Source organism: Luteolibacter yonseiensis (genome assembly GCF_016595465.1).
GTDB lineage: Bacteria > Verrucomicrobiota > Verrucomicrobiia > Verrucomicrobiales > Akkermansiaceae > Luteolibacter > Luteolibacter yonseiensis.
On sequence record NZ_JAENIK010000002.1, the window covers coordinates 97,034 to 108,546 of the forward strand.

The 11,513-nt window shown below is 62.5% G+C and carries 3 protein-coding genes; 2 read left to right on the forward strand and 1 reads right to left on the reverse strand.

The window, feature by feature from the left end:
- Nucleotide 1: 1 nt before the first annotated feature.
- Nucleotides 2–3,145: a DUF1800 family protein gene (locus JIN84_RS01440; RefSeq protein ID WP_200349239.1), complete on the reverse strand. Its 3,144-nt coding sequence runs from the start codon at nucleotides 3,143–3,145 to the stop codon at nucleotides 2–4.
- Nucleotides 3,146–3,893: 748 nt separating this feature from the next.
- Here JIN84_RS01440 and JIN84_RS01445 point away from each other — a divergent pair.
- Nucleotides 3,894–9,506, forward strand: coding sequence for a choice-of-anchor Q domain-containing protein (locus JIN84_RS01445; protein WP_200349240.1), 5,613 nt, complete (start codon nucleotides 3,894–3,896; stop codon nucleotides 9,504–9,506).
- Nucleotides 9,507–9,530: 24 nt separating this feature from the next.
- Nucleotides 9,531–11,513: a hypothetical protein gene (locus JIN84_RS01450; protein ID WP_200349241.1), complete on the forward strand. Its 1,983-nt coding sequence runs from the start codon at nucleotides 9,531–9,533 to the stop codon at nucleotides 11,511–11,513.

Genomic DNA, 11,513 nt, shown 5'->3' on the forward strand with positions numbered 1-11,513 from the left:
ACTATTTCTGGGTGACGCCCTGGGGAATCGCCGAGACGAGCCAGAGTGCGGTTTTGATCCGGTTGTTGATGGAGGCGGCCTGCACGCCGGGATCGGTGCTGGCGTTGTTGCCGGAGTTGGTGGCGGCGAGCGCGTTGAGGATGATGCGGCGGGGTGTGCCGGGCTGGCTGCCGAAACGCGCCTTCAGCTCGCCGGACGTCAGCAGCAGGTCGATGCGGTCCAGCAGGGCTTCATCCGCGATGGCGAGGGCCGCGGGTTTGTTGAACGTGGTGGCATCGGTGGGTGAGAAAAATCCGTCATGGTTCGTATCGAGAAATGAGAGGTAGAGCGCTTGAAGCGGGGCGAGGTTGGGAAGGATGCGTTGTGGATTTCCCGTGAGCGTGGGCAGTCCCATGTTCGGGGTGAATCCGGCGTTGGTGAAGATTCCGTTATAAAGGAAGTTGGTGATGGTGATGGCGGTGGACTCGGTGATGATCTGCTGTTCCGGTGAGACGAGCCCGTTGGCGGAGATGATGCCGGATGGCGAATGGTCCGGCAGGAACCAGTTGAAAACACTGGGTGCGGAGAGAGGGGATTGGGCGAGGGCTGGCGTGCGGTTCAGGCGGTAGCGCGTGGTGCCGGCCGGAAATTTCGCGAGTTCCTCCGCTGGGTATCCATAGGCGGCGAGATCGGAAAGCGGCATGCCGGAGGCGGCGCCGGTGGCCCGCATGAGGCCTGTCGCCCGCAGCAGCGGCTCGCGGGTCTTTCCCGAACTGGCGAGCGTGCCGCCGGAACGTGCCTCGGGATCCAGCAGGATCGCCTTGATCACCGTGGGGAAATCACCGGTCGAGTTCCGGAATGCCTGGGAGACGCGGTAAAGGTAACCCGGCGAGGGATTCGCGGTGACGAGGCGCTGGATGAGGCGGCGGGAGACGAATGGCGCGGTATTGGGGTGGTCGCGCAGGAGATCGAGGACCGCGTTGAGATCCTGGTTCGCATTGCTTCCGGAGGGGAGGTTCCGGCCCAGCACCGTTTTCGCCCCGGTGTCGTGTTGTCCGGGAAAGGCCTTCATCGGATTCGTCCACTGCGCCTCGCGATGCTTCGTGCCGTCGCCGAGGTTGAACGTGTTGTTGTCGATGGTGGCGTAGGGTGGGGCCGCGGCGCTGCGTTTGGAAAATGACCAACCGGTGAAGACGCGGGCCATCTCGCCGATGTCCGTCTGGGTATAGGTCGGGATGGGCGAGGCGGTGGCATCGAGTTTCAGCGATCCATCCGGATGCAGTTGCACCAGGCCGATGGAGAAGAGCTGCATGATCTCACGGGCGTAGTTCTCGTCCGGCGAGATGATGGGATTTCCATTGGTGTCGTAGGTGGCCTTTCCGTTGCGGAGATGGGACAAGTACTGCCCCATCACGGGACTCAGCGAAACCGAGCGGAGAAGCGCGCGATAGGGGCCGGTGGCCGCCTCGGCAAGAAGGTCATGATAGGCGGTCGCGCCGTAGGAATAGCGGTTGATGACCGCATCCACGTCGGAAACAACGAAGATCTCGCTCAATGCGAAGGCGAACCGTTGCTTGAGCTGGCTGTTCGCGCGGATGGCGAAGAGCCACCATCCCCGCCGGCGGTTCTGGCTGTTGAGATTGTAGTCCGGCTCGCGCGCCTCTTTTTCCTGGGCGTTGGCAGCGGTGGTGTAGGCGAGCAGCGAGGGGGAGGGGAGCGCGAGCTGCTCGTCGATCCATGCGGAATAGGCGGCGATGCGATCTCCTCCCGCGCCCGCCACCCGGGTCCTCAGGGATTCGATTTCCGCAAGCGTGGGGCCGAAGGTGGCCTGCGTGAGAAACCGGGCGATGTCACGGTCCAGCGCATCGTCGGCAAGCGGGGCGATCTCCGGGGCCTCGGGAGGCGCGGTGAATTCGATGGAGCCGGACACAGGCAGGAAGGTCCCGCCGATTTCTCCGGTGACGTGCGCCTGGGTATAGATGCCCAGTTTCACCTGGCCGGAGAGCAGCGCGTCGAGCACCGCCTGATCCGTGGGGAATGACTGGGTGGCCCGGATGTTCCATGGCTGGCCGCCGTAGTTCGCAGGGGGGATGGATTGGAGAATGGAGGACGCCGCATTGAGGATCTGCGTCGAGTTGACCGGCGAGTTAAGGTTGGAGAAAGATAGCGAGGCGGTCGCCAGATTGTTGTCGCCGGAGAGCTTGATCGTGGCCAGCCCGCTGCCTCCGGAGGTGATGCCGGAAAGAGGCCTGAGGTGGGCGAGCAGGAGCCGTTGGTTGTCGATGGTGTTCCGGGCGTCCCGGATGAAGAAAGTGGAGGACTGGTGGCCACCGCCTGCGGAAAGGGTGAGCTGGCGGGGCACCTCGGGCAGTAGATTTGGAACCGGCCGGATGGACACCGTGACGGCCGCATCTCCCGCAGGAATCACGACCCTTTCCGCGATCGCTTCATAATGGGCCTTCGAGGCGGAGGATTTGGCGGGATCCGACGCGCCGGATGTTTTCAGGAAAACCGTCAGCGGATAAGGAGCCGCCGTCCGGCGGATCGTGAGGAGCGCCGCCTGGCCTTCTTTCTCGAACGCGTCCGGTTCTGTGGACTCCAATTCAAGCGAACCGCCCCAATCCCCGATGATGGCGGTGGCGATCGCAAGATCGTCTCCTCCGGCGGGAAATGATCGGGACTTGGAGGCATCGAAGCCGGCAAGCTGGTGCTCCGACCAGTCGTCCACCCCGTCACCGTCCGTATCCTGATCGGTGACGCTGATTTTATAAAATGATGCGGTCTCCGAGCTGGTGACCGGCAATGAGATGCTGGTTCCGGTGCCGCTGACGGGTTCTTCCAACGGAGTCCAGCCGGCATCCGGTCGGCGGGAACGGTGAAGTTGGTATTTTTTTCCCGGTTCGCTGGGAAAGGTGACCAGCGGATGTCCGGCGGGGCGGGAGATGAGGAGGGAAATGCGTGACGCGGGGTCGCGGGGATCCGTTCCCGCGATGGCTTCGTCCCGGTTGACCTGGCCGTCTCCATCGGTGTCGGCATCGGGCGATAAATCTCCTGCCTGATATCTGGCCGCCCAGACGCTGTTGCGGATTTCCGCGACCCCTGCCGATGCGGGAGATCCATGGGTGAGGAGGATGAAGGCGGGAAGAAGATTTTTGAATGGGATCATTGAGAGGCCGGACAAGCCTGCGGATGGTTCGCAGGGTGTTCAGGGAACTCATCCAGCAGTCTGGTCTTCCGTCCCTAGGAATGGAGCGGCGAGGGCTCGTTCGTAGGTGTCCGCCCCGATCCCCGTGGTAATGGGTTTGAGGAGGACGCGGGATGCTTGGGAGGTTTCAGCTTTCCGTCAATGAATAAATAGTAAATTGGGTAATGTTGTATTGTTTTGAATGAGATTTTTCGCGAGCTCGGAGGGGTTCATGATTATCTTAGGAATTTTTCCAAAAAAATCATTTGCATTCTTATTTTGTTTACAACGAAACGCGATTTGCATGACATGCACCGGTCGAGTGAGGCGATGGGTGCGGGGCATGGAATGCTCGCAACCGGTTGAATCTCCTGACTCGGCGAAAACCCTCCCCGTTTTTCATTCATGTCGGACTGCAAATCTGAAGTCGTTGTCTCTACTCAATGCTTTCGCGTTGAGGGAGCCGGAATGATGGAGAATTTGCGGCCGGGTGGACGAATCTGGCTCACCGGTTCAACGAAGACCTCCTCTCGTATTTCCGGGCGTGGGACCTCAATTTTTCCCAAGCATGCGAAACCCGATGGTTGGAAATCCGTCGGGTGCCGATGTCGCCGGACACCCGGTTCGCGGTGCCGGATCCTCCGGTTCGCCCGCTAGTCTCCGAGACACGTCAGGTATTCCGAATCCGTCAAAACCCACCAGTCCTCACCTTTTTCTGTCGCAATTTATCATGAAACAGATCGCAACCATCGCCCTTTCGACGGGTCATAGCAAACGCATCGGCAGGTCAATGCGCGGCCGTTTCCGGAAACGCATGTGGGCTCCCGCCCTGTTCCTGGCCCTGACATCCGTCGGTGCCCACGCGGCGGATGTGGTGGTGACGAACGCGGCCGGTTCCGGCGCCGGGACCTTGCGGCAGGCGATCGTGGACGTTTCGGCCGGGGGAACCATCACGTTCGATCCCACGCTGGCCGGGCAGACGATCAGCCTTTCGAGCGAGCTGATTCTGAGCAAGAACCTGACCATCGACGCCAGCGCGCTTGCGAACGGCATCACCGTCGATGGTGGCGGAACGGTGCGCTTGTTCCGTGTGGACACCGCAGGGAACGTCACCCTGAGAGGGTTGACGCTTACGGCAGGCAAAGGCACCGGTGTTGCGGACGGATTCGGCGGCGCCCTCCACAACCTGGGCACATCCGTGGTGGACCGCTGCACCTTCAAGGGAAATTCGGCCACGCAGTCGGGTGGCGGAATTTTCAACGGCCAGAACGCGACGATGACGGTGCAAAGCTGCACGTTCACGGTGGACGGTGGTTCGACCGGCAACTCCGCCGGACTTTATGGCGGCGCGATTTTCAACTCGAGCGTCATGACGGTGAACGGTTGCACCTTCGACCGGAACACCACGGCCTTCGAAGGTGGCGCGCTTTACACCGACTTCTCCAGCACCCTGATGCTGACGAACTCCACGTTCGTCGGGAACACCGCCAACTTCTACGGGGGGGCGATCTTCAACGGCAGTCCGCGGCTGGAGATGAAGAACCTGACCATCGTGGGCAACAACGCGGTGCGCATCGGTGGCGGGATTTACAGCGACTTCTTCGGCTCGCCCAGCGTGAGCATCACCAACACCATCCTCACGGAAAACACCGCACCGCAGGGGCCGAACACCTTCGGACCTTGGACGGGTACCAACAACATCACCAGCGGGGATCCCAAGCTCTCACCGCTCGGCAACTACGGCGGCGCGACCAAAACGATGCCTCCGCTGCCGGACTCGCCCGCGATCGACGGAGGCGGCTCCACCAGCCTGCTCACCGACCAGCGCGGCCAGCCGCGTGTCCTCAGGGACGCGCCGGACATCGGGGCCTATGAAATACCGACCTCGGAATACAACCGCACCGGCGTGACAATCCATGCGCGTGTCTCCGCGCCGGATCAGGAAGGGGTTTTCGAAATTTCCACCGATCCGAATTTCCTGCCGGTGGTGAGCACCTATGCGGGAACAGGGACCTCCGGTGCGTCCACCGGCGCACGCCTGTCGGCACAACTGGGTTTCCCCTCCGGTGTGGCACAGGACTCGCTCGGGAACACATTCTTCGCGGACACGGCGAACCACCGGATCTGCATGGTCGGCTCGGACGGTCTGGTCGTGAGCATCGCGGGCACCGGCGGGTTCGGCCGGGCGGATGGTCCGGGACCCACGGCGGCATTCGCATTTCCCTCCGCGCTGGCGGTCGGTCCCGATGACAACGTGTATGTCTCCGACACCTTCAACCACCGGATCGCGAAAGTGACCCGTCCGGCGGTTCCGGGTGGAGTCTGGACGGTTACCAATCTGGCAGGCACGGGTGAGGCTGGCTTCAACGAAGGTGCGGGCTCCGTCGCCCGCTTCCGTTTTCCCTACGGTCTGACCCTCGACGCGGCCGGGAATGTCTATGTCGCGGACTCGGACAACCACCGCATCCGCAAGGTGACCGCGCTCGGAGCGGTGAGCACCTATGCCGGATCCGGCAGCCAGGGGCTTCAGAATTCCGTGACTCCGTCCCTCGCGAAGTTCGACACTCCCCACGGCGTGGTCATTTCCGGTGGAAATCTGTATATTGCGGACAGCCGCAACCACTTGATCCGCAAGGTGGTTCCCAACGGGGCCAATGCGGGTGAGGTGAGCACCTTCGCCGGTTCATCGGAAGGCTTCATGGATGCCACCGGTACCAGCGCCCGATTCGACACCCCCTCCGCCATCACGACGGACGGTGCGGGCAGCCTGTATATCGCGGACGAACAGAACCACCGGATCCGGAAAATAGACGCGCTCGGTGGTGTGACCACCGTCGCCGGCACCGGTGATGACGGTCTTGTGAACGGAAAATCCGACATCGCCGAGTTCCACGCACCTACCGGCGTATCCATGACCCTCGATGGAAATCTCCTCGTCGCCGACGCGGAGAACCATGTGATCCGCCGCGTTGCGATCAAGCCGCTCACGGTTCCCGCCACCCCTTTCAACGACAGCTATGGCGTGCAGGTGAAATACGAACTGGATGTCCTGCCGCTCGGACTTGATCCGGGTGTGACCTATTACTTCCGTTGGAAATCCACCTCCACCGGCATCACGCAGGTTTTGGGACAGAGCTTCTACCTATATGATTTCCCTTCGGTGGAAACGGTGCCGGCCACCTCGCTCACTCCGGATGCCGCAGTGTTGAACACCACCGTGGATCCGAAATACGGCCGCACGATCGTCAGTTTCGAATACTCCACCGATCCCGATTTGAAAAATCCCTACGAGGTGACGACGGTCGCGGCTCTTTCAAATGCTTCCGGTGTGGTCACGAATGCCGCGGGCGATGCCTTCGTTGCGGACCGCCTCGGTAACAAAATCTTGAAAATCACCCCTGCGGGTGTGGTCAGCACCTTCGCCGGATCCGGTGTTCCGGGATTCCATGATGGTCTGGGGACGGCTGCGAAATTTGAGAAGCCCGCCGCCCTCGCCATCGATGGTGCGGGGAACCTCTACGTCGCGGACGAGGCGAGCCACCGCATCCGGATCATCACCCCTGCGGGCGATGTGAGCACCTTCGCCGGTTCCGGCGTGGCCGGATTCGCCGAGGGCACGGCTGGCGAGGCGGAATTCCTTTATCCGACCGGAGTCGCGGTGGACGATAACGGGGTTGTCTACGTCGCGGATTCCGGAAACCACCGGATCCGCAGGATCTCGGCGGGGACTGTCACCACACTCGCCGGCAACGGCATTCCCGGCTCTGCGAACGGAGTCGTAGGGAGCGCGCAATTCTCCAATCCCCAATCCGTGGCCGTGGATTCCAGCGGCGGGGTGCTGGTGGCGGATACCGGCAATCACAGCATCCGTGTGATCTCCGCCGGAAATGTGACCACCCTCGCGGGAGATGGTAACGAAGGCTTCCAGGACGGTCCGGGCGGAGCCGCGAAATTCTCCTCGCCACGCGGAGTGGTCGAAGGGGCGGGCGGCGTGGTCTACGTCACGGATACCGGGAATCATCGCATCCGCGAGATCTCGCCGGATGCGGAAGTCAGCACGCTCGCGGGCTCGGGCATCGCCGGGCAGGTGGACACGCCCACCGTCGCTCTCTTCCCCGCCACCGCCAGCCGGTTCAACCTGCCTGTGGGAATAGCGATCAACCCGGACGGTGCCCTGCTCGTGACGCAGGAAGGCAGCCTGCGGAAAATCGAACGCAGCGCCGCGCTGCCCACCATCACCCTCACTCCTGATGCCGATGGAAATGGCGAGCGTGACCTGCTCTCCGCCGTGAACCGTCCTCTTCTCTACGGCACCACCTATTATTTCCGCGCACGCGGCACCAGCTACCGTGACTCGATCACCGGAGAGATCCTCAGTTTCGTCACCCGTCGCGGAGAGATTTCGGTATTCGCCAACACCTCCCAACTGAGCCATCTCCAGAGCGATGTGGTGGACTTCAGCAACACGCCTACCGGCCAGCCGTTCACGCGGCAGTTCACCATTTCGAATCCCGGCACCTGGCCGCTCACCATCAGTTCGGTAGCCTTGCCGGGCGGTTTCCAACAGACGGGTGGCGTGGTCGTCATCCCGCCGCTGGGCACTGCTGATTTCCAAATCACGGTGACCGCCGCCGTCGCCGGAAATTACAGCGGAAACGTCGTCATCACGAACGACGCACCGGAGAAGACGGTGTTTTCCTTCCCGGTCGCAGGCGTGGTGCTGGATCCACCCGTGCTCACGACCTTGGACGCCACCTTGCCCGGGGCCGGCACCGCAACCTTCAATGCGACCGTCAACCCTCGTGACAGCGCCACGGATGTCTGGTTCGAGTGGTCTCAGGATCCGGATTTCGACGGTGTGAACGTCAGCACGCTTGCCGGAGAATTCAACCAACCCTCTGGCATCGTGGCCGATGCCGCGGGAAATATTTTCATCGCGGACCGCCAGGACCACCGCATCCGGAAAATCGCCGCGGACGGCACGGTGAGCATCTTTGCCGGTTCCGGAGCGCCGGGCTATGCGAACGGGGCAGGGGAGGGCGCACAGTTCGACCAACCCGTCGGTCTCGCCATCAACGCCGCCGGAACCTTGTTCGTCGCGGATTCCAACAACCACCGCATCCGTGCCATCGACCCTGCGGGCGTCGTCAGCACTTATTCCGGCCTTGGAACCATCGGCTTCACGGACGGTATCGCGACCGCCGCCCGCTTCACCCATCCGGCGGGCCTGGCCATCGACAATCTGGGCCGGCTCTACGTGGCGGATTCCGGAAACAACCGTATCCGCGTCGTCGCAACGGACGGCTCGGTCAGCACGCTTTCAGGAACGGGCGAGCCCGGTTCCGGCAATGGAGCGGGCAACGTGGCGGAGTTCGACGGACCGGTTGGCATCGCCCGGGACGCCTCCGGTTTCGTTTATGTGACGGAATCGGCCGGCCATGCGGTCCGCAAGATCGCACCGGATGGATTCACCAGCGTGTTCGCGGGAAATGTGGCCACCGCCGATTTTGCGGACGCCTCCGGCACGACCGCCCGTTTCAGCAGCCCGGTGGGCCTTTCCGTCGGAATCGGCGGAGTGGTCTATGTCGCGGACAAGGGTAACAACCGCATCCGCCGCATCAGCCCGGATGGCTCGGTGGTGACGATCGCGGGCACGGGAACTCCCGTGGTGCTCGACGGCTTCGGTGACGTCGCCGGATTCTTCAACCCCATCTCCCTTGTGGCGACGGCGAATGGTGGCGTGATCGTAGGAGAGGCCGGAACATCCGCCGTCCGGAAGATCACCTCGCTTCAGGTCCTGCTTCCAGCCTCCACCGGACTGGTGGGCACGACGACGCTTCCTGTGGTGCTGGCGGTCAACGGCCTGCCGACCTCCGGTCCTTATTATTTCCGCTCCATCGCGACCAACGGCGGGGGAACGACCATCGGTGCCACCCTCGGTGTCAACCAGGCGATCTCCACCTACGATGCGTGGAAATTCGCCAAATTCGGCAGCGACGCCGGGAACCCGCTCATCTCCGGCATGTCCGCGAATCCAAGCGGCGACGGCATCTCGAACCTCCTCAAGTATGCCTTCGGACTTGATCCTCTGTCTCCGGCGCCCGGAAGCATTCCCGTCATGGGACTCAGCGGCGGTGCGCTGACCCTCACCTACACCAAGGTTCTCGCTGCGACCGATCTGGTTTACACCGTCGAGTGGTCGGAGGACCTCGCCACCTGGAGTTCCGCCGGAGTCATCGAGCAGACCGTCGGCGGCGACTCGGAAACCTCACAAATCCGCGCCACAGCCCCGGTCGTGCCCGCTTCGGCCAAATTCCTCCGGGTTCACGTCACCTTGCAGTAGTCCATGTCTCACCCACCCATTTCCATGAAAAAATCCACGTCATTTTGGTGCTTGGTCCTCGGTTTGCTCGCAGGAGTGATGAACGTGGCGGCAGACGCCCAGACCGCCGGACAGACGATCACCCTCTCTCCGGGTTGGAATGCCGTCTGGCTGGAAGTCGAGCCGTTTGACGCGGACGGCCAGAAGAAAACACCGGAAGCGGTGTTTGATGATCCATCCATCGAAGCCGTCACCTCACCCAAACCGCTGGCGGGTCTTTCCGAGTTCTTCGCCGGGGAGCCCGGCAGCGTCACGAGTTTCAACGAGGACGAGTGGCAGCAGTGGAAGCGCAATGATCCGGCGGGGATTTCCAACCTGTCCCTGATCACCGGCAACCGTCCCTATCTGGTGAAGGTCGCGGATGGCGCCCCGGTCGTGCTCTCGCTGACCGGAAAAGTCGGTTTCTACCGTCCGGAGTGGACACCGGACCGCTACAACCTTGTTGGCTTCGGCTTGCAGGGCACTCCGAGTTTTGACGCGTTTTTCGGTCCATCCGGTACGAAACATCCCGTCGCCAGGATCTTCACCTTGAATGCCGCCACAGGAAACTGGGAAAAGGTTGCCGGTGGCGCACAGATGGCTTCCGGCAAGGCTTACTGGGTTTTCAGCTCCGGCCAGTCCAGCTACACCGGTCCGGTTTCGGTCGAGTTCGACCATTCGGCGATCGGACGGCTCGATTTCGGCGGGCCGGCGGATACGCTGGTCGTCGGCACCGGAACGGATGCGATGGACCTGGATCTGGAGGAAATCGTGTTCAGCAACGCCGGCCCGGTCGCGGCCACGCCGGAACTTGATCTCATCACTCCGGACGCAGGCTCCGGAAATCTTTCCCTCTATGTGGTCAATCCCGCCGCGGGCACGGTCGGCTACGGCCGTGGGAACCAGGTGGACACCGCGCCGGGCGCGGGAGCCAGCGCCCCGCTGGGTAAAACCATCGCCAGCAAGCAGAATGGAATCCTCACGATCGGAGCGAGACGCAACTGGAACGACAACTCGCCGAGAACCAATGTCTATCGCCTGAAGACCGGAGCGAACGGGGCTTCGTTCTGGCTGCCCGTCACCGCCGTCCCGAGCGAGATCCCGCTGCCGCCCGCCGGCACACCCGGCACTCCCGCCGACACGGTGACCGGTCTGTGGGTTGGCGAGGTTGTTTTCGACTCCGTCACCAGCATTGTCGAAGATGGCGCTCCGGTCAGGCCCGCCTCCGGGAAAGCCCCCATGCGCATCATCGTGCATTCCGATGGCTCGGGGACCGTCCGGTTGCTTTCCCAGGTGACGATCATGCAGACGAAAACCGCCGATGCGGAAATCGCCGCGGAATCCGTGCTGGTGGTGGATCAAACGAAGATCCCGTTTTTCGAGGGAGTCAAGGAACGCGATGGCAAACGCGTGGGCCTGCGTGTTGAAGCCGTCGCCTATGACATGCCGCGTAAACTGGACGGCGAGAGCCAGGGGAACCTCATCGAGGATCCGAAGTTCCTGACGCTCACGACATTGTCGTCCGCGCTCCAAGCCGCACTCAGCGAGGCTCCGATCAACCGCACCGCCGCCCAGAATTCCCTCATCGCGAGCAGCTCCAGCGCCATCGCCGCCGCGAAGCAGAAGATCCCCACGCTGCTGCCGAATTACCTCCTCTCAAGCGTCGGACGGCCGCCGAAGCTTGCGGAAGCCTACGATCTCACCACACCGATGACCGGCGCCGTGGGCGCGGGCCAGACACTCACGGGAAATCTCACGCTCGACCCGTTCCACCGCAGCAACCCCTTCCGCCACGCCTATCACCGCGATCTTGCGAAAGGCCAGCAGGTCAAGCGGACCTTCAAGGTGACCTTCGATGCGGACCAGCCGATCACCGGACGTCTTCGTGGTACCTGCACCGAGACCCTCAGCGGTCTGATCCAGTCAAATCTCACCCTTTCAGGACGCGTCGAGTTCAGCCGCGTCAGTGCTGTGGATTCCCTCCAGTAA

Bases quoted from the DNA above. Each gene is read 5' to 3' on its own strand.
- JIN84_RS01440 (WP_200349239.1), bottom strand. From the start codon at position 3,145: ATGATCCCATTCAAAAATCTTCTTCCCGCCTTCATCCTCCTCACCCAT.
- JIN84_RS01445 (WP_200349240.1), top strand. From the start codon at position 3,894: ATGAAACAGATCGCAACCATCGCCCTTTCGACGGGTCATAGCAAACGC.
- JIN84_RS01450 (WP_200349241.1), top strand. From the start codon at position 9,531: ATGAAAAAATCCACGTCATTTTGGTGCTTGGTCCTCGGTTTGCTCGCA.